Raw genomic sequence first — 25,050 nt, 5'->3', positions numbered from 1 at the left:
TCTCCTGCTCCGGGGGTACGAAGTAGACGTCATGCGGAGCGGAGGATTGCGTAATGTCGGGCCTTTCGGTGGCTGTCGCGAGTGCGATCAGTGCCAGTGTAGGCCCCGGTTCGGGCGCGGCGGTCAGTCGAGGACCGTGAAGAACGAGTCGCCGTCCTCCGCCGACCCGTCGATCTGACCGCGGTCGGTGCGCGAGTCCTCCACGATGACGCCCTCGACCACGGAGGCGTGCTTGGTTCCGAACACCGGAATGTCGATTTCCTCGTCGTCGATGACCCGGTCGACGTCCTCAGTCAGCTCGTCGTCGGGCAGATCCGCGATCGACACCTCCTGCTGCTCCTCCAGCGGGGTATCGGGCTCCTCCTCGGACAACTTCTCGTCGAGCGACTCGCCCTCGCGCTCCTCACGTGCCGTGGTACCGAATTTGTCGGCTTCACTCCAGTCGTCGGGCGGATCGACGACGTCGTCGCCGTCGTTGTTCCGCACGTCGTCGGAGTCCAGGCTCTCGCTGGGGCTCAGCGTGTCACCGGGCCCGTCTTCGATACTCATATGCATCAAATGCCCAGATCAGGCGTCGTTGAAACTTCGATCGATCGAGGTCAGGCCGCAGCCGATGCGCTCCGCAATGTCTCGAGCGCGTCGATCTGCGCCGGCGACCACGGCGCCGAGCTCAGCCGGCTCGAATCGAGGTGCACGAGTACGACGGTGAGCTCCGCGGCCTGCACGCCGTCCTGCTCGAGGGTGATCCGGAGGGTCAGCGAAGTACCGCCGATGCGGTCGAGGGTGACGGTGACGTCGGCGTCGCCGGTGAACAGCTCGCGCCCGAAGTTGCTGACGACGTTGACGACGGCGATCTGCGTGACCGGGTCGAGCAGGTCGCCGCACGCCTCGACGAGCGCCCGGGACCACGCCGCGCCCGCCGCCTCATGCGCGCAGTAGAACGGCACATGGCGGCTCACGGACGCCGGCGCATCCGGCCTGGCGTTGTTCCGCAGGGCAATCGTGTAACGAGGCATGGATCGGACATTACCCAGGAGCGACGGCCACCGCGCCTCGGGGACTACCGACCCGGACCGACTGCAGCGAGGAGTCTCTCCAGGGCATACGGCCAGGGTATCCGTTCCTGCTCCAGTCGGAGATCGTCCTCGCGCAGCGACTCCAGAGCGGAGGCTTCGGATTCGGTGAGGTGAGAGACCTCGTTGAAAGTGGGCTTGTGCTCGCGGACCGCGAGAGTCCGCCACCGATCCAGGGTGGCCGTGTCCATCAACAGACTCCGCACGTGCGGAAGGTGTCGGCGCAGACGGTCGAGGATGGCGAAACCGTGACTGTCGAGGTCACCCCAATACCAGACCTCCGAGTCGACGACCCACGGGATTCCGGCCAACTCGTGAACCGTGTACCCGCCACCGTGCAGTGCCACAGTCTCCGCCAGCCGAGGTAGCGCATACAGACCCTCTTTGTTCTCGAGAATGAGGGTGCGCGCCGGGGTCAGCGGCAACGCGGTGAGTTCCTCCACAGAGGTCGCGAAGCGCCTCGGAGTTCCGCTCATGAGCTCGGGATCGCACAGTGCGACGTCGCGCAGGCCGGGCAGGCTCCGGATACCGAGTTCCCGGCTGCCGCGAACGCCCTCGAGCAGAGTCTCCACCATTCCGCGATGACGCGATAGCCATTTCGTGTCGACGCCCGGAACGGGAAGTTGACGAATGAAATACCCGGAGTTCGGATGGTCGCTCAACCACCGCGCAATGGTTGTCAGCCTGACGAAGTCGTCGTCGTCCAGGTCGTGCCATTTCGCCGCGGTCGCGGCAACCGCCGCCGACAACGCCGGGGTGCCGGGACCCAGGCGGTCGACAAGGGCATCACGACGCATCACCAGGGCGCACCATTCGGTTTCGCGGCCACCCGCGGACGCAATCTGATCAGCCCCGGCCAGTGTCAGCCGCACCGGCACGTCCTGTGTGCCGAAGCTCGGCCACCGGCGAATCGCCCAGTCCACGTGGCCGGCGCCGGTGTAGGCGCGCCAGGAGCGGACCCACGCGACCACCGCGTCGGGATCCTCGGCAATCTGGTGCTCGGACGGCGGATGCAGGGCAACTGTCAGCGAATCCTGTTCGGCAAGTGCGGAGTCGGCCAGCCAGCGACGTCGGCGACTGCTGTAGGTGGTCAGCGCCTTCGCCGCGGCAGCGGGCGGCAGAACACACCGCACACTCATGTGGCGCCCACGTCGTCGAATTCGATGAGGCTGAGTTCGGTGTGCATCCGGTCGCGGATGCTCACGGTCGCAGCGCCGCCGATGTACTCCTCGAGGGTGCCGAGCAATTTGAGCGGGGTAGCGAGCACCATGTGAAAACCGAACTGCGCGAATACATCCAGGGCTCGGCGTGTGTACGCGGAATCGGCGCGGTCGAACGCCTCATCCAGGATGACGGTGCCGTAACGGGGAAGGTCTGCGCCGTCGGGGGCGAGCTGATACCGCAACGCCGCTGCCAGGCAGAAGAACACGAGTTTCTGTGCCTGACCGCCCGACAATCCCGAGCTCGAATCGTGATAGTTGCGAGCCTCTCCGGCACCGTCGACCTCCACGCCGATGAACCCGACGTGCAGGCGAGTGTCCAGAACCTGGCGCTGCCACCGCTGATCTGCGGGTTCCTTCGACGCCAGGCGCTCCAGCACAGCCGCCATCCGCTCGAATCGTTCCTCGGCCGCGGGACGCTGTTCGATGTCCCATCCACCGCTCGTGATCCGGGTCAGGTCGTCGAGGAAATCGGCCGCCGCCGGCGACCGTCGCTCGCGGACGTCGATGCGCAACCACCGGTCGGTGTCGAATGCGGAACGACGCAGCGAGTCGTTCACCGGGTCGATGCGGGAACGGATCTCGGCGGGCGCCTTGCGGATCGTGCGAGCGAGTTCGCCGATATTGCGGTGCGACTGGTCGTGCAGCAACTGGAAGAACCGATCTTCGTACCGGGGAAGACCGTCGGAGCGCAGGCGCTGGAGGATTGTCAGTGCGTCGTCGACGTATTCGGCGTCGATCCGCAGCTCACCGCCGCGGGACTCCCATCGCGCCAGATATTGGGAGAGAATCCTGACGATCGACGCGTCGGCGGCGGACACCGCGTTCTGCGCCTCGGCCCTGTCTTTGCCGATGCCCTGGCCGACCTCGAACAGGGCCTTGTCGATGTTGTCCGACGTCACCCGGCGCGAGAATTTCTGAAATCGCGCCCTGATCCGCGCGGCGACAGCATCGGGAGCCGCGTCATCCGCGTCGAGTTCGGCCTGCGCGATCCGCGTCTCGAGTTCCGTCACCGCCGTTCGGTGCACCGTCAACGCAGTATCCGCCTGACGCCGGGCTGCGTCGGCCTCGTTCTCCGCCTTCTTGGCGAGCTCGAGGGCAACCGACACCGCAGAATGCTCCGGGTTGTCCTGCTGCCATGATTCGAGACGGCTGTCGACAGCGTCGACGGCAGCCTGCGCACCGCTCACGTCGACGTCCGCCCACTGCGCATCGAGGACTGTCTGTGCTGCGCGGTTCTGCACGGCGATCTGCTGATCCTCCCGGTCCAGCGCGTCGAGTCGGCTCGTCGCACCTGCGATCGTGGCGTCGAGGTCCGCGATTCGTCGGCGAATGTCCTCCAGCTTGGTTTCGTTGTCGAATCCGAGAACCCACCGCCGGCGATCGTCGATGCGGCTGCGGTCGTCCTTCTCGTGTCGCTCGGCGGAGTGTTTGACCTGCCCGGCGCGTGTCACGGCGCGGACGTGATCCGCGAAGCCGGCAGCGGTGTCGACGCAGGCGTAGTCGTAGCGGTCGGCGAGATGGTGGTGGATCCACGCGGCGAGCGGACCGTCGGCGACCTCCACTCGACGCACCAGAGACGACGTCCCGGTCTTCGGCACCGCCGACGGTGTGACGCCCACCCGTACTCGGCGATACACGAGGCGCGCGCCGAGGTGGGTGGCATCGACGGCCGCGGCAACCGCCGGATACACGTCTTCCGGGACGAGGAGGGTGCGGCCGAGGCCGCCGAGGACTCGCTCTATGGGTCCGGTCCACTCGGAGTATTCGTCCCGCACCGCGATCAATTCGCCGGCGAAGGGCACCGCGTCGTCCGGAACACCTGCGGCGGAACAGATCGACTCGCGCGCGCGGAGCAGAGTCGGATCGATGTTGGAGCGTCTGCGGGCGACGATCTCGCGATCGGTGATCAGCGCCGCGCGCTCCTTCTGTGCAGTGCCGCGCTGTTCGGCGAGCGCGTAGCGGGCGCCGTGCCGTTCCTCGTGGGCGGTGGTCGCCTGATGCACCTGATCCTCGAGTTGCCCACGCAGTCGCGCGAACTCCTCGGAGGTCTCCGGAACGGTTCCTTCCCAGGCCGACACCGCCTCGGCGATCTGCTGGCGCCTTGTTCGGACGCGCGCAAACATCTTCAGTTCTGCGTCTCGCTGCGCGTGGAGGGTGGCCAGTCTGCCGCCCCCGATTCCCTCGAGTTTCATCGTCAGATCGAGGGTTTCCTGCCGTGCACGTTCGGCTGCGGCGGTGGCTTCGCTCGCACCCGCCTCCAGCAGAGGCGTCAGTGCATGGCGTTCGGTGCGTTCACCACGCAGGAGCGACAAGGTCATCTCCGCGTGAACCGCTCCGAGGTGCGCGTTCTCCTCGTCCGTGTCGCGCAGGGACTGAAGCCCGCGTTGCCGGGTGTCGGCAAGATCGACGAGCGGTGCGAGCATCTCCACCTGACGCCGCGCGTCGACAACGACGCGGTGCGCCTCCTGCAGGTCGTGGAACTGGTTGACCGCGCGTTCGGCCATCGCGAAGGTGTTCGGAGTGTCGAGCATGTAGTCGCGGAACAACTGGTCGAGGCTGCCGAGGCTTTTCGCCGACAAGGTGCGGTGCAGCAGGCGCTGAGCGCCCTCCGAGGAGATGCCGAGGCGGGAGCGGAAGCTACGGGCGAACGGCCCGTACGCCGGGCTGACGGTCGACTCCGGCCACCGCTTCCTGATCGCCCTCGTGTCGATGCCGCGTGTCGTGAACGACGCGAAGTCGGTCAGGTCGAGTTCGTGTTCGAGAATGAGATGGAGGTGGGTGACGTCCGCTGCGGCGTTCTGCCCGCGCCCCAGATGCATGAGCTTGACGAGGGTGATCGGCAGATCGTCGGGGCCGGCGCGGTAGGTCAGGGCGATCCCGCTCCACGTCGCGCCGGTGCGCAGGTACGAGGCGACCAGACCGTCGGTGTCGGCGCCCGCCTCCCGCCGCCACGCGCCACGGATGTACGTGACGAAGTTGCGTCCCGAGTTCGTGGCCTCCTGCGCGGCCGCATTGAACCGCAGCTGATTGCCCGGGACGAGCACAGCGGAGATGGCATCGATGAGCGTGGACTTGCCGGAGCCGGAATTGCCGGTGATCAGGAAACCCTTGCGGGCCACGGAAAGGTCGTGGTGGCCGTGCAACGTTCCCCAGTTGACGACCTGAACGCGCGCGAGACGGCGTTGACCGGGATGGATCACGGTGTGTCCTCCTCGAGAATGCGCCGAAACTCCACTTCGACGAGAGCGACCTGTTCGGCATCGAACAGCTGCCGCAACACCGGGGAGATCTCCATCCGGTCGTCGGTCGACGTCTTCGTGAGCAGCGAATACTTGTCGAGCTTCTTCCACGACGCGTTGACGCGCTTCGCGTAACCGGCCGGGTCGGTGTCGCCGGCCGTGCGATACAGCTCGAGCTGTTCGCGCAGTTCGTCGAGGTCGACCATCACCCGTTCGCCGGGTTGCGCGCGCAGCAGACGCTGGCGCAATGCGAGCAGCATGACCGTGTCCATGAACGTCAGACGCTCGGTGCGCAGCACCGTGGGGGTATTGGCATCGCCGGTCTCGGCGGGGCGGGTGAACGCCAACTCGTTCTCGTCGTCGATGACGAGATCGAGGAAGACGTCGGCGAGTCGGGACCGGAGGAGTCGCTCGTCCCGGATCACCGCGCGCCACACCTCGGGATGCTTGGCCGTGGTGACGAGAGGGCCCTTGAGTAGCTGCACGAGTGCGCGCCGCGTCTCCACGTCCAGTTCGCCGGTGTCGCCGGGGTAATGGCCGCCGGTCGTCGGCTCGTCGTTCATGTCGAGCTCCCCGTCGGTTCGAACGCCGGGCGAGTGGTGAACTCGTCGTCGGCCGGATCGAACAGGCGACGACGAATTGTCGCCCGACGCGATACTCCGGCTCCCGAGATCCAGTGGATGTCTTCGGTGCCGTTGATCGCGTGCCCGTGATGGGCTGCAAGGACCATCAATCCCACCGCACTCGCGAGACCTTGAGTGGCAGGGTAATCGCGCAGGACGTCACCGATCGTGGCGCGACCGTGCGCGCGTAGCGTTGCCGCGACGTTGTCGGACAGTTCGTCCATATCGATCTCGGATTCTCGGACGAGCTCTCGAAGTTCGTCGAGATCGACGGTCCCGGCTTCGTGGGTCAGCACCGGTTCGGTAACGAGGTTGTCGGCGGGGTTGTGCAGGCGAAGAGCTGCGACCGATTCGATGCTCATACCGACGCGTACCAGTTCGAGGTCGAGCAGGTCGTAGGGTCGGCGACGTGTGGCCACGGCAACAGCACTCTGCTGCGCGCTGCGGAGCAACCGCTGCAGCCGGCGGTGTTCCTCGTAGTGACGCGACTGGACGAAGTGACGCAACGACCGGGACAGGGATGTCATCGTCGAATGCACTTCGGAGCCAGCCGTTTCCATCTCGGTCAGTAACGCGCGGAACCGTCGTTTCTGATCGTTGGTCAATTGGGAGGCGAACGGCCGCTGCAGCACTGCATCGATCCACTCGTCGATCTGAGACGACCGGGCCGGATCGAGAATCATGTCGTAGAAGGCAGTGAAGCTGCGGCCGGCATCGGAATCTCCGATCAGGTCGACCCCGCGGAACACATCTCCCAGAGTGTCGCCGCGATCACCGTCGTCATCGAGGATGCGGGCTCGCAGATCACGGTTGAGTTCCTCGAGTTCGGCGCGGACGCGGGCGAAGTCTGCGGGGACCTCCGAGGCCAGCGCGAGAATCTCGGCAGAACGCTCGACAGCGCGTTCGCCGTCGAGGACTGGGAAGACTCCCGACTCCACCGCTGCGACCTGCTGATCGATCGACGACCGTTCGGTCAGCAGCGCGGCGAGACGAGTCTCCGCGCGGGGATCGGAATCCCGCGCGAGGGCCTGCAACTGGGTGGACAGGGTGGTCAGACGAGATTCCGTTGCCGAACTCGCCTGACTGGTGAGGCTCGCGACGAATGCCATCGCGGCGAACGCGCCCTCCGTCGGTTCCAGGGTCTCCTCACGGGTACCAGCCGCTGCTCGTCGGAGCAGATAACCGGCCCGCACCCAGTCGGTGCAGTACGCCTGACCGGTTCGAGGGAAGTCGAGGCCCTCGTCGCGCATGGTCTGAAGGTCGGAGTCCAAGCGGGAGAAGAGTTCCGGAGCCGGGAGGCGGCGGGTCCCATGCTCGAAGTGACGGCCCAACAGCGCCAGAATTGCCGGCGCGGAATCGGCACGCAGCAACGTCCAGGCTGCGTGGTCCTGGCGCAGACGAAGAAGCCGATGAACGTCGGCGGTGATGGACATCGGTTTCCTCTCGTTGTCTTCGAGCTGGGCACATCGTGCCCTGACTCATTCGGCGATTCGTTCCCGCCCACCGCTGAGGTCTGCCAACTCTGCGGCCACGCGCCCCGCCTGCCAACCGTGTGCGTTGGTCACCGAATGCGAAGTCGTGACGACGGACGGGAACTGTTTCTCGAACACCGAACCCACCGCCTCGGTGCGTTCGGTCATGATCGGCACCAACTCCTTGCCGTACTGACTGGATGCGTCGCGGCCGGCTTGTTCCCGGGCGATCGCCAGCCGTTCCCCGATCCGGGAAGCGAACGCGAGCAGAAACGATCTGCGGAAGCTGGGTGAGCGCTTCACCCGGTCGCCGCCTGCCTCGCTCATCGCGTGCGAAGCCTGAACGAGCAGCGAAGTGAAGAGCATTTCGCACAGGTCCAGGTCGATCGGCATTCCGACCATGCTGACGAGGCCGAATCGTTGATGCCAGAGGACACGGACGCTGTTGGAGTCCGCCACACAGTTCAGCAACTGCACTTTCGCTTCGGGGTACGGGTTGTCGACGAGCAATCGGCGCGTGACTACTTGATCGCTCAGTGAGGTGTGCGCCTCGGCGTCGACCATTGCACTGTCGATCGCATACCTGGTCATGAGATCCTGCGCCTTCGCCGAGAGGGTCGCTGCCTCCTCGGCGAACGTGGTTGCTTCGGCCTTGGCCAGCAGGCCGCGGATGCGGGACAGCACCTTGGGTTCGGGACCGTGCTTGGCGGGCCGTGACGCCGCCGCCCCGGCGACCCAGTTCGGTGGGGTGGCCATCAGTGGCGTCATGGGGATCAGATAGCTGCAGAAGCCGAGGAGCGACAGGATCGCCGTCCAGGTGTCCGTCGGCTCGGCGTTCTCCGCGGCACGCCAGGCGGACAGTCGACCGCGGGCAGGTGCGTCGTCCGGGCCGATGTTCAGCTCGTCGAGCTGCTCGCGCCACGGCTCCGGGGCGCTCTTGTGCGCCGAGGTGCGGCTCGCATGCGAGCCGATCGCGGCAACCGTCAGCCGGGCGGTGCGCGCACCGAACTCCCGGCGCACCGCGTGCACCAGCTCCGCCGGCTGCCATCCCGAGTCGAACGCGTGGTCCATCGACGCGTCGAGCATCTGCGAGGCTCGATCCAGGAGGGCGGCCGTAGATCCGGAACCGTCGAGTTCTGCCAACTGGCCGACTGTCCGGCGCAGCGACTCCGCATTCGCCGACGGCCCGAAAGCGAACTCGATTCCCGCGAACACCAACGACTCGGCGTCGAAGTCGGGACGGAACTCACGATGGTGACGGGTGCCGCTACGCTGCTGTTTCTTGCGTTTGCGTGCGGCACGGTTCTGCTGGCTATTGCGGCTCACGGCGCCCTCCTCGCTCGGTGTGACCAGTCATCTTCCTACCAGGACTCTCCGACATCAACGAAGGCCCCGGGCGTCGATCGCGAGGTCACTCGAACAGGCTGCGGAGGTCGTCGGCGTCGAGGCTGGAGCTGAGCAGGGTGTCGGAGTCCATGACGCTCGCGAACAGCGCCGACTTCTTCGCCTTCAGGGCCATCACCTTGTCTTCGATCGTGTCCTTCGCGATCAGGCGATACACCATCACGTTGCGGGTCTGCCCGATGCGATGCGCCCGGTCGACCGCCTGGGCCTCGGTGGCCGGGTTCCACCACGGGTCGAGGATGAAGCAGTAGTCGGCCTCGGTGAGGTTCAGCCCGAAGCCGCCGGCCTTGAGACTGATCAGGAAGACGGGGGCGTCGCCCTCCTTGAAATCGCGGAGCACGTCGCCGCGACGCCGGGTGCTGCCGTCGAGGTAGCTGTGCGCGATGCCCGCGTCGTCGAGGCGGTCGCGGACCTTCCTGAGGAAGCCGGTGAATTGGCTGAACACCAGCGCCCGGTGACCGCCGGCGACGACGTCGGCGAGCTGTTCGAGCAGCGCGTCGACCTTGGCGGACGGGACGTCGCCGTACTCGTCGTCCACGAGTCCGGCGTCGAGGCTCAGCTGCCGCAGCACGGTGAGCGACTGCAGGATGGTGAAGCGGTTCTTGTCGACGTCGGCGAGCAGGCCGAGGATCTTCTGCCGCTCACGCTGCAGGTGCGTGTCGTAGATCTTGCGGTGCCGCGGGTGCAGATCGACATCGAGCACCTGCTCCTGCTTGGCCGGAAGATCCTTCACCACTTGCTCTTTGGTGCGGCGCAGCATCAGCGGTTTGACGCGGCGGCGCAGTTGCGCGAGAAGTTCGGTGTCGCCCTGCTTCTCGATCGGCTTGCGGTAGTAGTCGGTGAACCGGGCCGGATTCGGGAACAGCCCCGGGGCGGTGATGGAGAGCAGCGACCACAGCTCCATCAGATTGTTCTCCATCGGGGTGCCGGTGACCGCCAGCTTGAATGGTGCTTCGAGCCGGCGAACGCACTGGTAGATCTTGGACTGGTGGTTCTTGGTGAACTGCGCCTCGTCGAGGATCAACCCCGACCACGTGCATTCCGCGTACGCCTCGTAGTCGAGGCGGAACAGGGTGTAGGACGTGACGACGATGTCGGCACCCCGCACCAACTCGTCGAGGGGGACGCGTCGGCGGGTGCGGGTGTCGGTGATCGCGACGACGTTCGCGCCGGGGGCGAAGCGCGCGGATTCGGATTCCCAGTTCGACACCACGCTGGTGGGGGCGACGATGAGGAACGGCGGCGCGGCCGGGTTCGACTGCCGCGCATGGCAGATCAGCGCCAGCGCCTGCAGGGTCTTGCCGAGCCCCATGTCGTCGGCGAGGATGCCGCCGAGCCCGTGCTCCCACAGGAAGGCCAGCCAGCGGAACCCCTCCAGCTGATAGGGGCGCAGCTGGGCGTCGAGTGTGCTCGGGGCGTCGACGTGGTGGACGGTGCCCGGTGCCAGCAGGCCGTCCACCTGCTGCCGCCACGCCTTCGCCTGCCGCTCGACGGTGCCGAGGGTGGCGAACTCGTCCCACAGGCTCGCCTGGAACCGGCTGAGCCGCAACGTCCGGTCGGCGCGGTCGTGGAGGGCGCGCGCCTCGTCGATCAGTCTTCGCAGCGTGTGGAGTTCGGGCTTGTCGAGGGAGAAGTAGGCGCCGTCGGGCAGCAGCAGTTCGGTCTTGCCCGCGGTCAGCGCCGAGAAGACCTGGTCGAACGGGACGTCCCGGCCCTCCACGGTGAGGGTGACGCCGAGGTCGAACCAGTCGGTGCTGCCGGTGGACGGCGTGGTGGAGACCCCGATGGCGAGTGAATCGCCGGCTTCGCGGTAGTCGGCGCGCTCACCGGAGATGTCGACGGCCACGTCGGTCTTGCCTTCGAGCAGGGGCAGGACCTCGGTGGTGAACCGCATGGTGTCGAGTCCGCGCAACGCGGACGCCTCCGGGGTGTTCGACCCCAAACCGTAGCGCTCCCAGGCGATGTCGAGTGCGTCGAGCAGTGCTTGTTCGCGGGTGTCGTCGCGGTAGTCGTCACCGGGGGTTCGCGTGGCGAGCGGGGCCCGGTGCTCGTTGTCGCCGACGGTGTACAGCCATTCCCAGTCGACGGTGACCTCGTGGTCGGGGAGGTACGCCGCCCGCAGCACGAGGGTGGGCTCGGAGATCTCGGGTGGGACGAACGAGCCGTCCGAGGAGATCAGGGTGGCCAGGTTGCGCAGCTTCGGCAGGAAGTCCGTCAGGAACCGGGGCTCCTCGAAGTCGGGAACCTCGATGCGGGTGCGGCGGCGCGTCAGGTCCTGCAGGGCTGCGGGTGCGGGGGAGCCGAGCCGGGCGAGCTGAATGCGCTCGTCGGCGTCGACGTAGAACAGGCCGTGCGCCCGGAGCCCGATGAAGCCCACGGTCGACGTGTCGACCCGCTCGCCGTCCACGACGATCACCGCTTGCACGACCAGCGCGTCGATGTCGTGGTCCCGGGTGACGTCGAAGCAGATCTCGGCCGAGCGGTAGGGGGCGAGTGCGCCCAGACGCTTCGAGGAGTGGAGGAGCTCGACACCCACCCTGGCAGCCTCGTCGAGGAGTGACCACAGCTGGCGGCTGGGAAAGACGCTGAGGTCGAGGTCGGTGTGGTTCTGCCGGCGGTAGTTCATGCCCCCGCCGGCCAGTAGATGGATCTCGTGCAGCACCCGGATCTGCTCGGCGGGATGCTGGAAGTGGCTGCCCAGCTTGTTCCACGCCAGCCCGCCGACGATCCAGCCCTTCGAACCGGGCTGGACCGGCTTCACCAGCAGCTGAGGTGCCGAGTCTCCGGCCGACGTCTGGACCCGGAACTGGATGGCGAGCGGCGAACGGCGGCCGGAATCGCCGAACGGATCGGCCGGGGTGAGCAGGGAGCTCAGTGATCGGTCCCAAGTGGCTGCGACCGGCGCCTGCGTCTGCGCCGTCGCCTGCCTCATCGCCGTGATCAGCAGGGCCGCGACGTGCTTGCAGTTCATCCCGACCGGACACGTGCAGATTCCGTACCGGTACACCGTGCGGCCGGGAACGGATGCGACGAACGCCGACGCCGAGTACGGCTCCCTCGCCGTGCCCGCCACCTCGCCCCACAGCTCCTTGGCTGCCGAATCCCACGACATCTGGATCACCGCGTGGTCGCGGGCGTACTGCTCGCCGCGGGTGTAGGTGGTGGTGCCGAGCACCGCCTTGATCGACGACACGTCGATGTGGCGGAACTCCCCGGGCAGCATGCCCACAGGGTAGTCAAGCGTTCCGACACGGTTGCGGGGTGCGGTCACTCCCACCCCAGGGTTCCTTGTTCCGCACCGCGCCCGATCGGAGACTTCGGTGCATCGGGGGAAACCCAGCGATCGGAGAGAACACCATGGCCGAGATGGTCGAAACACCGCGGACGCCGCACACACGTGGGGTCGCCCGCACCCTCATCACCGCGTACGGAGTGGTCGCCTACGCCACGTTCCTGATCGTGTTCCTGTACGCGATCGGATGGGTCGAGGGCCTCGTCGTGCCCCACACGATCAACGACGGACCCGACGCCCCCGTAGCCGTCGCCGTGGTCGTCGACGTGGCGCTACTCATGGTCTTCGCGATGCAGCATTCGGTGATGGCCAGGCCCTGGTTCAAGAAACGCTGGACGAAGATCGTCCCGGAACCGATGGAGCGCTCGACCTACGTCCTGTTCGCGACGGCCGCGCTGGCGCTGATGATGTGGCAATGGCGTCCGCTGCCCGACCAGATCTGGGACGTTGAGACGAGCTGGGTCCGCGTCGCAATCTTCGCCGTGTCGCTCGGCGGATGGGCCCTCGTGCTGGCCGCGACGTTCGCCATCGACCACTTCGATCTGTTCGGGGTGCGCCAGGTGCTGCGCAATCAGAGCGGGAAGTCGGCTCTGCCCAGCCACTTTCGGACACCTGTGCTGTACCGGGTGATCCGGCATCCGCTGTACGCCGGTTTCATCATCGCGTTCTGGGTGGCGCCGACGATGACCTGGGGCCGGCTGCTGTTCGCCGTCGGGACCACCGGCTTCATCCTGGTCGCGGTGCGTTTCGAGGAACACGATCTGGTTGATACGTTCGGCGACGACTACCGCAGCTACCGCAAGCGGGTGCCGATGCTCGTCCCGAGGTGCGGCGTACAACCACGGTAGTTACAGACCGCCGGCGACGGCGATGGTGGTGGCGGTGACGTAGGACGCCTGGTGGGACAGGGCCCACAGCACCGCTTCGGCGATCTCCTCGGGCTGCGCGACCCGGCCGAGTGGCACCTTCCGGGTCACTCGGTCGGGCCGTCCCGGGTCGCCCGCGGCCGCGTGGATGTCGGTGTCCGTCGTACCGGGTGCGATGCCGACGACCCGGATGTTCGCGCTCGCCAGTTCCCGCCCGAGTCCCGTCGTGACACTGTCGACGGCGGCCTTCGACGCCGCGTACCCGACGTACTCGCCCGGTGCCCCGGTTCCGGCCGCGACCGAGCTGAGGTTGACGATGACGCCGGGACGCCCCTCCCGGATCCAGTGCTCCGCCGCCGCGCGGGCGTAGTTCATGGCACCGAAGACGTTGACGTCGAACACCTCCCGCAGCGTCGCGTCCGGAGTGGTGAGGAACGTGCCGAGCGGGCCGGTGGTCCCGGCGTTGTTGACCACCGCGGTGAGTTGCCCGCGCTCGTCGGCCGCGCCCACGACGGCGGCGGCGAGGGCGGCGTCGCGCACGTCGGCACGCACCGCGGTGGCGCGGATGCCGCACTGGTGCAAGAGGTGTTCGGCGGCCTCCGCGTCGTTCTGGAAGGTGAACGTGACTTCATAGCCGCGGTGGACGGCGAGGCGCACCACGGCGGCGCCGATGCCGCGCGATCCACCGGTGACGAGGATGTGTTCGCTCACGCTATGAGCGTATCGGGGCGGTCCAAACGAGGACCGGGGTTGACCGCTATCGGTTCTACGGTGAACGCATCCGATTCGCCGACGCAGGAGGACCGCATGACCGTCAATCCGATTCCCGAGGGCTACACGACCGTGACGCCGTGGATCATCTCCCGCGACACGGCCGCGCTCATCGACTACGTGAAGGCGGCATTCGACGGCGAGGAACTCGGCCGGATGGTGGCCGAGGACGGCACCATCGGGCACGCCGAGGTGCGGATCGGGAACGCCGTGGTGATGATGTTCGACGCGCGACCCGACTGGCCGCCGACGCCCGGGTTCCTCCGCCTGTACGTCGACGACGCCGAGGCGGTGCTCGCCCGGGCCGTCACCGCCGGCGGCACGCTGGTCACGCAGGCGACGCACCTGTTCTGGGGCGACGTCGTCGGGCGCGTCCGCGATCCGTTCGGCAATCTCTGGTGGGTTCAGACCCACATTGAGGACGTCGACGAGGCGGAGATCACGCGGCGCATGAGTGACCCGATCTTCACCGCCGCGATGGACTACGTGCAGAGCGCGGACTTCTTCCCCGGACGGTAACCTGGGTCAGCGATTCGGCCTGCCGAAGGTGATGCGCGGCGCCGTCACGGTGATGGACGCGATCCGGACCGCCAGTCCGGGTGGTGTCGGCGGCTCGGCGTCGATGATGGTGGGGTGGTAGTCGACCTGGTCGGGCGAGGGGCGGGCCGGGGCGAACACACTCCGCGCGACGTTGATCGGTGTGCGGGCGATCGCGTCGGCCGACTGCTGGATCTGTTCGAGTGTCCGGAACATCGTGTCGAAATTGTCGGACTGCTGGGTGGTGCTCACCGCCTCGACCACCGGCCGCATGGTCCGCAGCAGGAACACGACCTCCTCGAGGAGTTCCTCGGTGAGCCGGAGGATGTGGAACGACGTCTTCGCCACCTCGATCGGCACCGTGACGGTGCAGACGGCGACGCGGACGGGCCCCTCGGCGGCCGCGGCCGCTCTGTGGAACGTGCCCTCGACGAACGCGACCACCGGGGTGGCGCACGAGGGCACGAAGCGGGAAACGAACGTCATCCAGCCGACCCCCTCACCGCGCGGCGCCCTCTCTGTGCCGGGGAGGTTACCGTGCACGCGCTCGCCTCGCAGGACGAGCGATCTCACCCCGGCAGCAGCGCCCGGACGGCGTCGATCGTGTCGGCGTCGGCGGCCGTCTTGTCGGGGCGGTACCGCAGGACGCGCGCGAACCGCAACGCGAGCCCGCCCGGGTAGCGGGAGCTCACCTGGACGCCGTCGAGTTCGATCTCCACGACGAGGTCGGGGTGCAGGTACACGGTGTGGTCGTCGCGCGTGCGTTCGTGGCGCGGGAATTCGTCCGTCTGCCACTGCAGCAGCGCGTCGGTGAGACCCTTGAACGTCTTGCCCACCATGATCGGATCGCCGCCGTCCGGGTCGCGCGCCCCGAGGTGCAGGTTCGACAGGTAGCCGGTGCGCCGCCCGTACCCCCACTCGGCGCCGAGCACGATCAGGTCGAGGGTGTGCTCCGGTTTCACCTTCTGCCACGCGCGGCCGCGCCGGCCCGCCGCATACGGTGCGGTGAGCGACTTGACCATCACGCCCTCGTGACCGGCGGCGAGCGCGTTGTCGAAATGCGTTGCGGCGCCGTCGGCGTCAGGTCGGATCAGCCCGGGGATGCGGTGTTGTGGGGCAACCCGTTCCAGGGCGGCCAACCGCTCCTCCAGCGGTGCGTCCAGCAGGTCGACGCCGTCGAGGTGCAGGCAGTCGAAGAAGTACGGGTGCAGCAGCAGCTCGCGGGACGATTCGGCGCCGAAGCGGCTCATCGTCTCCTGGAACGGGCGGGGCCGGCCACTGTCGGTGAGGGCCAGCGTCTCCCCGTCGAACACCGCCGACGTGCACGGCAGGTTCACCACGAGTTCGACGAGTTCCGGCACGCTGCCGGTGATCTCACGCAGGGTGCGGGTGAAGATCCGCACCTCGTCGCCGTTGCGGTGCACCTGGATCCGCGCCCCGTCGAGTTTGTATTCGACGCTGACGTCGCCGCCCAGTTCGGTCCACGCGTCGGCGAGCGATTCGGCCGGGGAGGCGAGCATCGGCCGGACCGGGCGGCCCACCTCCAGCCGGAATGCGGTGAGCGCGTCGACCCCGCCGTCGAACGCCGCGACCGCGGTCGCGGGCAGACGTCCCGACAACATGAACGCCCGGCGCACCGGCTCGACCGGCAGATCGGCGGCCGCCGCGATTGCGTCCGTCATCACCCCCTCGAGGGCGCCCTGGCGAAGGTCGCCGGTGAGCAGGCGCAGCAGGAAGTCTCGTTCGTCGGTGGTGGTGCGGGCGAACAGTTCCGCGAGCAGGTCGCGCCGGCGTGCGGCCGATCCGGAGCCGGAGACCTCGGCGACGGCGGAGATGGTCCCGTCGACCTCGGACACGGTGACGGTCGCGTCGTCGGCGGGTGTGGCCGGGATGTCCGCGACTGTCCGCCAGCCGATTCCGATCCGGCCCTGCCGAAGCTCCCCGGACAGCCACGCGACCACCGGTTCCACCTCCGACGGCTCCAGCCGGGTGAGGACCTCGCGGAGCGCCCCGACCTTCACCTTGCGCGACCGGGTGGCACCCACCTCTCGTGACGTCGCGACGATTTGCGAGAACAGCACACCCCGACGGTAGCCGGACGGTGTGGTGGGCGGTCAGAATCCGCCTGATCGAAAGGATGGGCCGACCCGGCCGTCGTTCCTAGGCTTCGACGATGAGCACCCCACGTCGCCGGCCGCTGAAGACGGTCACGGGAGTCAGCGGCGCCGTGAGCACCTATGCCGCCGCCATCGATCCGCAGCAGTCGACCGTCGCGTCGTCGATCGAGATCGCGAAGGTCGCGGAGGCGAACAAGTTCGACGCACTGTTCGCCGCCGACTTGCTGAGTTTTGGGGCCCAGGGCGCGATCGGCGCGCAGGAACCGCTGATCTTCCTGTCGGCACTGAGCGCCGTCACCTCGCACGTAGGGCTGATCGCGACGGTGACCACCACATTCCACCACCCGTACAACCTCGCGCGGCTGTTCGGCACCCTCGACCACGTGAGCAACGGCCGCGCCGCCTGGAACGCCGTGACGTCGTCGCTGGGGGAGGAGAACTACAGCGACCAGGACCTGCCCAGCCCCGAGGAACGGTACGCCCGGGCCACGGAATCCCTCGAAGTGATCAACTCACTGTTCGACAGCTGGCAACCCGGGGCGCTCACGTCCGACGGTGCCGGGGGCGCCACGCTCGACGCCGACCGGGTGCGACCGATAGACCACGCCGGCAGATACTTCACGGTGAAGGGTCCACTGAACATCCCGCCGCTGCCGCAGCGTCGACCCGTGCAATTCCAGGCCGGGCAATCCGCGGCCGGCCTGGAACTCGGGGCCCGCTTCGCGGAAGTCGTGTTCACGTCGCTGCCCACGCTCGAGGACGCCGTCACCTACACCAAGAGCATCCGGGCCCGCGCCACCGAACTCGGCCGCGCCGACGGACTGCCGCTCATCATGAGTTCGTTCCACGCCACCTACGGTGCGTCCGAGGCGGAAGTGCGGCGGCTGGTCCGGGAACAGGAGGAGGCGACGGACCTCGACGCGGGCCGGATCCGGCTCGAGGACATGCTCGGCGGCGACGTCGACCTGTCCGGGCTGCCGCTCGACACACCGATCCCGGCGGACGTGCTGCCCGACGTGCGGTCGGTGAACCGCCGCCGCGGCCGGGTCGAGATCTTCAGCCGGCTCGCCGCGACCGGGCGGACGCTGCGCGAGCTGATCATCGCGTCCAAGGACACCGGTCACTGGGCGGTCGCCGGAACCCCCGAGCAACTCGCCGACGCCGTGCAGGAACGCTACGACGCGGGTGTTCTCGACGTCATCTCCCTCGGCGGACTCGCCGAGGAGCGGACCCGTGACTTCGTCGTCAACGGGTTGCTCCCCGAACTGCGGCGGCGCGGAATCGTCGGTGACGACTACGTGGGCGGCACGTTCCGCGACAATCTGGAACTACCGCCGCTGCCCCCTCGGGACTGACGTCAGTTCTCCACCGGCGTGCCGTCGACGACGATCCGCACGCGATCCGGGTAGAACGACAGGTGGTCGTCGATGCCCGACGCCTCGGCGGTGGTGAACGGGTAGAACCAGGCGGCATCGTCGACGGGCTCGGAGCCGCCCGACCCGGTGAACGACAGATACGACGCCGTCCCCTTGTACGGGCAGGACGTCCGCGTGTCGGAGGCGGTGAAGAATTCGGACCGCACGTCGATGCGCGGAATGTAGTAGCGCACCGGCAGTGACGTCTCGAACAGCAGTCGCGGCCGGACCGTGTCGGCCACCAGCGTGTCCCCGATGTAGACCTCCACGTGCCGCGACGACGGCAGCACGTCGACGCGGACATATGGGTCGCGGGCGTGGACGAACACCTGCTGATCCTCCTCGTACCAGGCGTCCATCCGGTGCCAGTAGAACGCGACGTACGGGCTGAGGTCGAGGGAGTCGTCCAACGGGACGTCGTACCCCCACACCGACTGCTCCGCGCGACGGTCACCGACGACGAGATCCCAGTACCGCGCCTTGCCCTTCCACGGGCAGGTCGTGGACGCGTCGACGGGCTCGAGGAGGGCGAAGTTCACGTCCTCGCGGGGAATGTAGTAGACGGGCAGGTGCCCCTTCTCGAACAGGTACACCGACCGGGTGGTGTCGGCGACAGCCTGGCCGCCGAAGAACACCCGAATGCGCTTGTGATTGGGTTCGATCGCGACGCGGCCGTTCTCCGCGGACTGCTGGACAGCGGCGGCATGCGTGAGAGCTGTGGACATCACTCCATGGTGGCACTTCCGGCGCCCGTGCGTGGTTGAGGAGTCTCTGGACTCGTCGACCACGCACGGGTGCGGAGCGCCGCGACCCCGGCGGTCACGGCCCACACCGTGAACGGGTAGAGCGCACTGCGTTCGGTGAGGCCGAACGGCGCGCCGGGCAGGAGGATCGCCGCCATGCCGAGGATCCCGACGACGCTGCAGAGACCGGTCCACAGGGCGAAGGCTCGCCACCGTGGGTAGAGCCCGATTGCGACGACGGCCATCGCGGCGTTGCGCGCGACGAACGTCGGGGTCGCGACGATCTGGTGGAGGTGGGCGTCCACGTTGATCGGGATGAAACCCGTCAGCGCGGCGCTGACCGCGGCCAGGCCGAGCAGTGCCAGCGCGGCGCGTCGGATGCGTCCGCGTGGGAGGAACCCGCGCAGGCACACCGCCCCCACGAGAATGAGCACCCCCGTCAGGATGAACGCGCTGTTGATCACCGCGTGCAGCGGCGAGCAGAGCCGGACGGCGGCGACCTGGGCCGCGGAACCGTCGCAGCCCGTGACACCCAGATTGCTGACCGAACTGGTCCGCACCACGTACGGCCGCGGCCAGGCGCCCGCGGTTACGGCCTCCGCGACGAAGTACAGGGCGATCAGCACCCACGCGGCGCCGCCCACCCGCACAGCCGACAGTCGCTGCGGGGGAGAAGACGTTCGCACGACGCTCACCCCTCCGTACCGTACCGGCTCACGGAGTGGATTGTTGACAATCTTCGGGAGCGGCTCGACCATGTAGCCATGGCCCCGCTGACGACGAATCCGGAAGCTGACTCCGAAGAGACGGGACACGGCGGCGCGTGGCTGAGCTGACACGTCCCGCCGCCGACCTGCACGCCGACCTCGCCGAGCTGGGCGTCGACCTCGACACCGGATCGCGTCGGCGGGCCGAATACTCCTTCGACGCCTCCAACTACCGGGTGCCGCCGCTGGCCGTGGCGTTTCCGCGCACCGCCGCCGACGTGGTGGCGATCGTGAGGGCGTGCACCGACCGCGGCATCCCCGTCACCAGCCGCGGCGGCGGCACCTCGCTCGCGGGCAACGCGATCGGCAGGGGGGTGGTGCTCGACTTCTCCCGGCACATGAACCGGGTGCGGGCCGTCGACGCGTCCGCCCGCACCGCCGTCGTCGAACCCGGCATCGTGCTGACGGACCTGCAGAAGGACGTGCAGCTGGCGACGGACGGCGCGTTCACCTTCGCGCCCGACCCGTCCAGCAAGTCCCGCGCGACCGTCGGCGGTGCGATCGGCAACGACGCCTGCGGGAACCACTCCGTGCGGTACGGCCGCACGTCGGATCACGTCGTCGCGCTCGAACTCGTGACCGCCAGCGGGCACCGGCTGACCGCCACCCGCGACGGGCTGCGTGCCACCGACCCGGACGACTCGTCGGCGGTGAGCGAGGCCGCGCGGATCTCCGCCGGACTCGACGAGCTGACGCAAGGGCATCTCGGCGACTTCCGGCTCGAGCTCGGCCGGATCCCGCGGCAGGTGTCCGGTTTTCATCTGGCGAACCTGTTGCCCGAGAACGGCTTCGACGTGGCCCGCGCCCTCGTCGGTAGCGAGGGGACGTGCGCGGTGATCGTGGCCGCGACCGTCGCGCTGGTGCCGGTGCCGCCCGCGGCGATGCTGCTGTGCCTCGGCTACCGCGACCTGGTGGACGCGGCCCGCGACAACGCGATCATCCTGGACTACTCCCCGGCCGCGATCGAGGGCATCGACTCGGCGATCGTCGACACCATGCGGCACCTGCGCGGCGCCGACTCCGTGGTGGGACTGCCCGACGGCGAGGCGTGGCTGTACGTCGACCTCGACGGCGACGACCTCGCCGAGGTGGAACTGCGCGGGGCGGAACTGGTGTCGAAGCTGCGTGCGGCCGGACGCCTCGTCGACGCGCGGGTGGTCGGCGATCCGGCCGAACGCGCGTCGCTGTGGCGGGTCCGCGAGGACGGCGCCGGACTGTCCGCCCGGCTCGTCGAGGGCGGCGAATCCTGGACGGGCTGGGAAGATTCCGCCGTCGCACCCGACCAGCTGGCCGACTACCTCGTCGACATCAAGGCACTGCTCGCCGAATTCGGCCTGACCGGCGTCATGTACGGGCACTTCGGCGCCGGGTGCATGCACATCCGCATCAACTTCGACCAGCGCACCGACGAGGGCCGGGACGTGATGTCGCGGTTCATCCACCGCGCCGCCGAACTGTGCGTGCGGTTCGGGGGCTCGATGTCGGGGGAGCACGGCGACGGCCGCGCACGGTCGGCGCTGCTACCGATCATGTACACGCCCACCATGATGGCGGCGTTCGCCACGTTCAAACGGCTGTGGGATCCGGCGGCCGTGCTGAACCCGGGCAGCATCGTCGACCCCGAACCGCTGCTGGGGAGCCTCGCCCTCGACGGCGTGAATCCGCGGGCGTGGCAGACCAGTTTCGATCTCACCCCCACCAGCGACGTCCCGGTCGCGCCGTTCGTCCACGCCGTCCAGGGCTGCATCGGCGTCGGCCGCTGCCGCGCGTCGACGGGTGGCGTGATGTGCCCCAGCTTCCGCGCGACCGGCGACGAAAAGGACTCCACCCGCGGCCGCGCCCGCGCGCTGCAGGAGATGGTCCGCAACTCGCCGACCGTCGCCGACGGCTGGCGGTCCGAGGACGTCAAGGAATCCCTCGACCTCTGCCTGTCCTGCAAGGCCTGCTCCACCGACTGCCCGGTCGGCGTCGACATGGCCACCTACAAATCCGAATTCCTCGACCACCACTACCGCGGACGGGTGCGTCCGCTGTCGCACTACTCCCTCGGCTGGCTGCCGGTGTGGCTGCGGATCGCGGAACGGTCGGCGCCCGTGGTGAACCGGCTGACCGCCGGCCGGCTCGCGAAGGTCGCGGCCAAGCTCGGTGGGCTCACCCCGCACCGGTCGATGCCGGAGTTCGCGTCCCGCAAGCAGATCCGACGCGAAGTCGGGGACACGTCGGGAAACGCCACCGCGGACGTCGTGCTGCTCGCCGACACGTTCACCCGCGGATTTCGTCCGGAGGTGGTCGGGGCCGCGTCCCGGGTGCTCACCGAGGCCGGCCTCAGCTCGCAGTGCCGCAGCGACGTGTGTTGCGGGCTCACCTGGATCTCCACCGGACAGCTCAAGCAAGCACAGAAGACCCTCGCCAAGGCTGCCGAACTCCTCGACGACGGCACCGACCGGCCCATCGTCGTCCTCGAACCGAGCTGCGCTGCCGCGTTCCGCAAGGACCTCCCCGAACTCGTCCACACCGACGCCGCACGACGCGTCGCCGCCCGGATCCGGAGCTTCGCCGGCGCCGTGCTCGAGCGCACCGAAGCCGGATGGAGCCCCAGCGTGCCGGTGCCCGAAGACGTCACCGTGCAGACCCACTGCCACGAATACGCCGTGTTCGGCGCCGCCAGCCAGCGGAAGGCGCTACAAGCGGTCGGGGTGCCGCGCGTGCGGGAAGCCACCGGATGCTGCGGCGTCGCAGGAAACTTCGGATTCGAGGCCGACCACTACGACCTCAGCATGCAGGTCGCGGAGCAGGCACTCGCCCCCGCCCTCCGCGACAGTCCCGAAGACGCAGTCGTACTCACGGACGGCTTCAGCTGCCACATGCAGGTGCGGCAACTCGAACCGGACCGATCGTCGAAACATCTCGCCCAGCTGCTCGATCCCGCACCGCCGTCGAAAACCGAACACCAGAGCGGAGACTGACATGTCGCAGTTGTCGATGACCCCTGAACAGCGCGAGAAGTTCCTCGCCGACGTACACGTGGGGGTGATCGCCGTCGACCGCGACGGACGGGCCCCGCTCGCCGTGCCCATCTGGTACGGCTACGAACCCGGCGGCGACGTGTACGTCTGGACCGGGCGCGGCTCGGTCAAAGAGCGGCTGATCCGCGCAGCCGGCCGGTTCAGCCTCGTCGCCCAGCACGAGCAGCCGCCCTACAAATACGTCAGCGTCGAGGGTCCGGCGGAGTTCGACGAATCACCCACCGTCGACGACATCCGCGGGCTCGCCGCCCGCTACCTGCCCGCCGAGGAGGTCGACGGGTTCGTCGAGCAGGCGTACGACGACAGCGCGATCATCATCCGGATGCGGCCGGAGCACTGGCTGAGCGTCGACTACGGCAAAGGCGCGTAGCGCCCGTGCGTGGTTAACGAGTCTCTGGACTCCTCAACCACTCACGGGCGGCGGAGCCGCCTCCGTTCGGTTCACGCTGATTCTGACGATGGCGGGGACGCCCGAAGTGCGGAAGCGTTGAAGGGCAGTTGTTCCGCATCGACAGGAGCGCCCTTCATGACCGAACTTCTCGACCTGAGCACCGACGTCCTCGTCATCGGTGGCGGCCCCGCCGGAACGTGGGCCGCCCTGCGCGCACGGCAATCCGGGGCGGACGTCGTCCTCGTCGACAAGGGGTACTGCGGAACCAGCGGCGCCACCGCGCCTTCGGGCACCGGCGTCTGGTACGTCGACCCCGACCCGTCCGCGCGGGCGAAGGCCAAGGCCAGCCGCGAGACGCTCGGCGGGCATCTCGCCGACCACCACTGGATGGACCGCGTCCTCGACCAGACGTACGCGAACATGAACCTCCTCGCCGAGGAAGGCCGGTACCCGTTCCCCGTCGATCCCGACACCGGCAGGCAGATCCGCACCGGACTCCAAGGGCCCGAATACATGCGACGCATGAGGGCGTGGATCAAGAAGGCGGGCGTCCGGATCCTCGACCACTCACCGGCCCTCGAACTGCTCGTCGACACCGACGGTCAGGTCCGCGGTGCGGCGGGCTACCAGCGTCAGGACGACCGCGACTACCGGATCACCGCGGGCGCCGTCGTCATCGCCAGCGGCGGTTGCGCATTCCTGTCCCGCGCCCTGGGCACGAACGTCGACACCGGTGACGGCGCGCTGATGGCCGCCGAGGTGGGCGCCACGTTCTCCGGCATGGAATTCTCCAACGCGTACGCGATCGTCCCCGCCAACTCGACCATCACGAAGACCGCCTACTACGGCTACGCCACCTTCTTCCACGCCGACGGACGTGTTCTCGAAGGTGCCGGGTCCACCAAGGGGCGGTCGGTGATCGCGAAAACGCTGCTGTCCGAGCCGGTGTTCGCACAAATCGACCGCGCCGACGACGAGGTGCAGCGCCAGATGCGCCTCGGCCAGCCCAATTTCTTCCTGCAGTTCGACCGCCGCGGGATCAACCCGTTCACCGACCGTTTCGAGGTCAGCATGCTCGCCGAGGGCACGGTGCGCGGAACCGGCGGCATCGACATCGTCGACGACACCTGCGCCACCTCGGTGCCCGGGCTGTTCGCCGCAGGCGACGCCGCAACCCGGGAACGCATCTGCGGTGGCTTCACCGGCGGCGGCAGCCACAACTCGGCGTGGGCGATGTCGTCCGGCAGCTGGGCCGGAACCGGGGCCGCGCGCTACGCGCGAACCGAACGTCGGGCGTGGGCGGGCGAACTCCGCCATGCCGGCCGGGCCGGGCTGCGTCCGACGGGGCGGTCGGGGCTGGAGGCGTCCGCCGTCGTCGCGGCCGCGCAGGCCGAACTCGTCCCGTACGAGAAGAACTACCTGCGGGACGGTGCGCGGGTGCAGGGTGCGCTCGACGGGCTGGAGTCGCTGTGGACGGCAGTGTCGCTGGGGCTCGGGGGCGACTCCGGCGACGAGCGGGTCCGTGCCCGTCAGGCCGCCGCGATCACGGCGGTGGGCCGGTGGATGTACCACTCGACGCTGGCGCGCACGGAAACCCGCGGAATGAGCAAGCGCGCCGACTATCCCGACCTCGACCCCGCGCAGCACCACCACATCCTCACCGGCGGGCTGGACGACGTGTGGACCTCGACCGGTGCTGCACACAGTGGGCTGCTGCGAGCCGCCTCGTGATCGAGGTGCTGCTCGCCGAGGCGTGCATCGGCTGCGACAAATGCGTCGACGCGTGCCCCACCAACGTGTTCGACCGCACCGACTCCGGCATCCCCGTGATCGCGCGGCAATCGGACTGCCAGACGTGCTTCATGTGCGAGGCGTACTGCCCCGTCGACGCCCTCTACGTCGACCCGCAGTCCACCCCGCTCGTCGACGGGCAGAACATCCCGGAGGACCACATCGGCCGGTACCGCGAGAAGCTCGGCTGGGGGAAGGGGCGTGCCGCAGGATCGCTGACCGCAGTCGGGCCGTCCCTGCCGCACGGTGCGCCGCCGCCCAGGCTCCGCCCGTGAGTGGTTAACGAGTCCAGAGACTCCT

The 25,050-nt window shown here is 68.4% G+C and carries 20 protein-coding genes; 7 read left to right on the top strand and 13 right to left on the bottom strand.

Translation table 11 applies throughout. The annotated features are described in order from the left end of the window. Window positions 1–123 precede the first annotated feature (123 nt). From RJ1_RS13870 to RJ1_RS13835, 8 genes are all read right to left on the bottom strand, one after another. Window positions 124–555 (bottom strand): hypothetical protein, encoded by a 432-nt coding sequence (locus tag RJ1_RS13870; protein ID WP_083400469.1) that lies wholly within the window; start codon window positions 553–555, stop codon window positions 124–126. Window positions 556–599: 44 nt separating this feature from the next. Further along, window positions 600–1,016: an acyl-CoA thioesterase gene (locus tag RJ1_RS13865; protein WP_073360728.1), complete on the bottom strand. Its 417-nt coding sequence runs from the start codon at window positions 1,014–1,016 to the stop codon at window positions 600–602. 44 nt (window positions 1,017–1,060) lie between these two features. Next, the gene (locus RJ1_RS13860; protein WP_073360726.1) at window positions 1,061–2,212 is read right to left on the bottom strand and encodes a DUF3322 domain-containing protein; all 1,152 of its coding nucleotides are present in this window, start codon (window positions 2,210–2,212) and stop codon (window positions 1,061–1,063) included. Further along, entirely contained in the window at window positions 2,209–5,496 is a 3,288-nt protein-coding gene (locus tag RJ1_RS13855) for an ATP-binding protein (protein WP_073360724.1), read from the bottom strand. Before RJ1_RS13855 ends, RJ1_RS13860 begins: the two co-directional genes overlap by 4 nt. Beyond that, window positions 5,493–6,098: a DUF4194 domain-containing protein gene (locus RJ1_RS13850; RefSeq protein WP_073360713.1), complete on the bottom strand. Its 606-nt coding sequence runs from the start codon at window positions 6,096–6,098 to the stop codon at window positions 5,493–5,495. Before RJ1_RS13850 ends, RJ1_RS13855 begins: the two co-directional genes overlap by 4 nt. Next, window positions 6,095–7,591, bottom strand: coding sequence for a DUF3375 domain-containing protein (locus tag RJ1_RS13845; protein WP_073360712.1), 1,497 nt, complete (start codon window positions 7,589–7,591; stop codon window positions 6,095–6,097). Before RJ1_RS13845 ends, RJ1_RS13850 begins: the two co-directional genes overlap by 4 nt. A gap of 45 nt (window positions 7,592–7,636) precedes the next feature. Then, window positions 7,637–8,956, bottom strand: coding sequence for a DUF2786 domain-containing protein (locus tag RJ1_RS13840; protein WP_240319747.1), 1,320 nt, complete (start codon window positions 8,954–8,956; stop codon window positions 7,637–7,639). A gap of 85 nt (window positions 8,957–9,041) precedes the next feature. After that, window positions 9,042–12,257 carry a DEAD/DEAH box helicase gene (locus RJ1_RS13835; RefSeq protein WP_073360805.1) on the bottom strand — a complete coding sequence of 1,072 codons (3,216 nt, stop codon included), beginning with the start codon at window positions 12,255–12,257 and terminating at the stop codon, window positions 9,042–9,044. A gap of 134 nt (window positions 12,258–12,391) precedes the next feature. Here RJ1_RS13835 and mddA point away from each other — a divergent pair, with 134 nt between their 5' ends. Beyond that, complete coding sequence (gene mddA / locus RJ1_RS13830) at window positions 12,392–13,174, top strand: methanethiol S-methyltransferase (RefSeq protein WP_073360705.1); 783 nt, start codon at window positions 12,392–12,394, stop codon at window positions 13,172–13,174. Here mddA and RJ1_RS13825 read toward each other — a convergent pair whose 3' ends face one another. Continuing rightward, window positions 13,175–13,903: an SDR family NAD(P)-dependent oxidoreductase gene (locus RJ1_RS13825; RefSeq protein WP_073360703.1), complete on the bottom strand. Its 729-nt coding sequence runs from the start codon at window positions 13,901–13,903 to the stop codon at window positions 13,175–13,177. A 96-nt stretch (window positions 13,904–13,999) separates the two neighbouring features. Between RJ1_RS13825 and RJ1_RS13820 the strand changes: the two genes are divergently transcribed. After that, window positions 14,000–14,482, top strand: a complete 483-nt coding sequence (locus RJ1_RS13820) for a VOC family protein (protein WP_073360802.1) — start codon at window positions 14,000–14,002, stop codon at window positions 14,480–14,482. A gap of 6 nt (window positions 14,483–14,488) precedes the next feature. Here RJ1_RS13820 and RJ1_RS13815 read toward each other — a convergent pair whose 3' ends face one another. Together RJ1_RS13815 and RJ1_RS13810 are read right to left on the bottom strand one after the other, a co-directional pair. Continuing rightward, window positions 14,489–14,986, bottom strand: a complete 498-nt coding sequence (locus RJ1_RS13815; protein WP_073360803.1) for a hypothetical protein — start codon at window positions 14,984–14,986, stop codon at window positions 14,489–14,491. A gap of 83 nt (window positions 14,987–15,069) precedes the next feature. After that, entirely contained in the window at window positions 15,070–16,581 is a 1,512-nt protein-coding gene (locus RJ1_RS13810; RefSeq protein WP_073360702.1) for an ATP-dependent DNA ligase, read from the bottom strand. Window positions 16,582–16,673: 92 nt separating this feature from the next. Here RJ1_RS13810 and RJ1_RS13805 point away from each other — a divergent pair, with 92 nt between their 5' ends. Beyond that, a complete protein-coding gene (locus RJ1_RS13805) occupies window positions 16,674–17,972 on the top strand; it encodes an NtaA/DmoA family FMN-dependent monooxygenase (protein ID WP_073360700.1) in 1,299 nt (432 codons plus the stop codon). Window positions 17,973–17,974: 2 nt separating this feature from the next. On the opposite strand, the gene RJ1_RS13800 is transcribed toward RJ1_RS13805, so the two are convergent. Both RJ1_RS13800 and RJ1_RS13795 read right to left on the bottom strand, forming a co-directional pair. Beyond that, complete coding sequence (locus RJ1_RS13800; RefSeq protein WP_073360698.1) at window positions 17,975–18,757, bottom strand: DUF427 domain-containing protein; 783 nt, start codon at window positions 18,755–18,757, stop codon at window positions 17,975–17,977. Further along, the gene (locus tag RJ1_RS13795) at window positions 18,757–19,461 is read right to left on the bottom strand and encodes a DUF998 domain-containing protein (protein WP_240320001.1); all 705 of its coding nucleotides are present in this window, start codon (window positions 19,459–19,461) and stop codon (window positions 18,757–18,759) included. Before RJ1_RS13795 ends, RJ1_RS13800 begins: the two co-directional genes overlap by 1 nt. Window positions 19,462–19,598: 137 nt before the next feature. On the opposite strand from RJ1_RS13795, the gene RJ1_RS13790 reads away from it, so the two are divergent. The 4 genes from RJ1_RS13790 to RJ1_RS13775 all read left to right on the top strand — a co-directional run bounded on the left by RJ1_RS13790 (window position 19,599) and on the right by RJ1_RS13775 (window position 25,025). After that, window positions 19,599–22,508 (top strand): FAD-binding and (Fe-S)-binding domain-containing protein, encoded by a 2,910-nt coding sequence (locus tag RJ1_RS13790; protein WP_073360697.1) that lies wholly within the window; start codon window positions 19,599–19,601, stop codon window positions 22,506–22,508. A 1-nt stretch (window position 22,509) separates the two neighbouring features. Further along, the gene (locus RJ1_RS13785) at window positions 22,510–22,938 is read left to right on the top strand and encodes a pyridoxamine 5'-phosphate oxidase family protein (protein ID WP_073360696.1); all 429 of its coding nucleotides are present in this window, start codon (window positions 22,510–22,512) and stop codon (window positions 22,936–22,938) included. Between the two features lie 156 nt (window positions 22,939–23,094). Then, window positions 23,095–24,690, top strand: a complete 1,596-nt coding sequence (locus tag RJ1_RS13780; protein ID WP_073360694.1) for an FAD-dependent oxidoreductase — start codon at window positions 23,095–23,097, stop codon at window positions 24,688–24,690. Continuing rightward, on the top strand, window positions 24,687–25,025 hold the full coding sequence (locus tag RJ1_RS13775; RefSeq protein WP_073360692.1) for a 4Fe-4S dicluster domain-containing protein: 339 nt from the start codon (window positions 24,687–24,689) through the stop codon (window positions 25,023–25,025). Before RJ1_RS13780 ends, RJ1_RS13775 begins: the two co-directional genes overlap by 4 nt. The last annotated feature ends 25 nt before the right edge of the window (window positions 25,026–25,050 follow it).

Origin of the sequence: Rhodococcus jostii NBRC 16295 (assembly GCF_001894825.1) — a bacterium.
Lineage (GTDB): Bacteria > Actinomycetota > Actinomycetes > Mycobacteriales > Mycobacteriaceae > Rhodococcus_F > Rhodococcus_F jostii.
The sequence above is the reverse complement of the archived record's forward strand: the minus strand, read 5'-3'. Positions and strand labels throughout refer to the sequence as shown.

Excerpts from the sequence above, each read along its gene's own strand:
- RJ1_RS13815 (WP_073360803.1), bottom strand. The coding sequence starts at position 14,986 with ATGACGTTCGTTTCCCGCTTCGTGCCCTCGTGCGCCACCCCGGTGGTC.
- RJ1_RS13860 (WP_073360726.1), bottom strand. The coding sequence starts at position 2,212 with ATGAGTGTGCGGTGTGTTCTGCCGCCCGCTGCCGCGGCGAAGGCGCTG.
- RJ1_RS13785 (WP_073360696.1), top strand. The coding sequence starts at position 22,510 with ATGTCGCAGTTGTCGATGACCCCTGAACAGCGCGAGAAGTTCCTCGCC.
- RJ1_RS13780 (WP_073360694.1), top strand. The coding sequence starts at position 23,095 with ATGACCGAACTTCTCGACCTGAGCACCGACGTCCTCGTCATCGGTGGC.
- RJ1_RS13850 (WP_073360713.1), bottom strand. The coding sequence starts at position 6,098 with ATGAACGACGAGCCGACGACCGGCGGCCATTACCCCGGCGACACCGGC.
- RJ1_RS13820 (WP_073360802.1), top strand. The coding sequence starts at position 14,000 with ATGACCGTCAATCCGATTCCCGAGGGCTACACGACCGTGACGCCGTGG.
- RJ1_RS13845 (WP_073360712.1), bottom strand. The coding sequence starts at position 7,591 with ATGTCCATCACCGCCGACGTTCATCGGCTTCTTCGTCTGCGCCAGGAC.
- RJ1_RS13870 (WP_083400469.1), bottom strand. The coding sequence starts at position 555 with ATGCATATGAGTATCGAAGACGGGCCCGGTGACACGCTGAGCCCCAGC.
- RJ1_RS13800 (WP_073360698.1), bottom strand. The coding sequence starts at position 18,757 with ATGTCCACAGCTCTCACGCATGCCGCCGCTGTCCAGCAGTCCGCGGAG.
- mddA (WP_073360705.1), top strand. The coding sequence starts at position 12,392 with ATGGCCGAGATGGTCGAAACACCGCGGACGCCGCACACACGTGGGGTC.
- RJ1_RS13865 (WP_073360728.1), bottom strand. The coding sequence starts at position 1,016 with ATGCCTCGTTACACGATTGCCCTGCGGAACAACGCCAGGCCGGATGCG.
- RJ1_RS13805 (WP_073360700.1), top strand. The coding sequence starts at position 16,674 with ATGAGCACCCCACGTCGCCGGCCGCTGAAGACGGTCACGGGAGTCAGC.
- RJ1_RS13835 (WP_073360805.1), bottom strand. The coding sequence starts at position 12,257 with ATGCTGCCCGGGGAGTTCCGCCACATCGACGTGTCGTCGATCAAGGCG.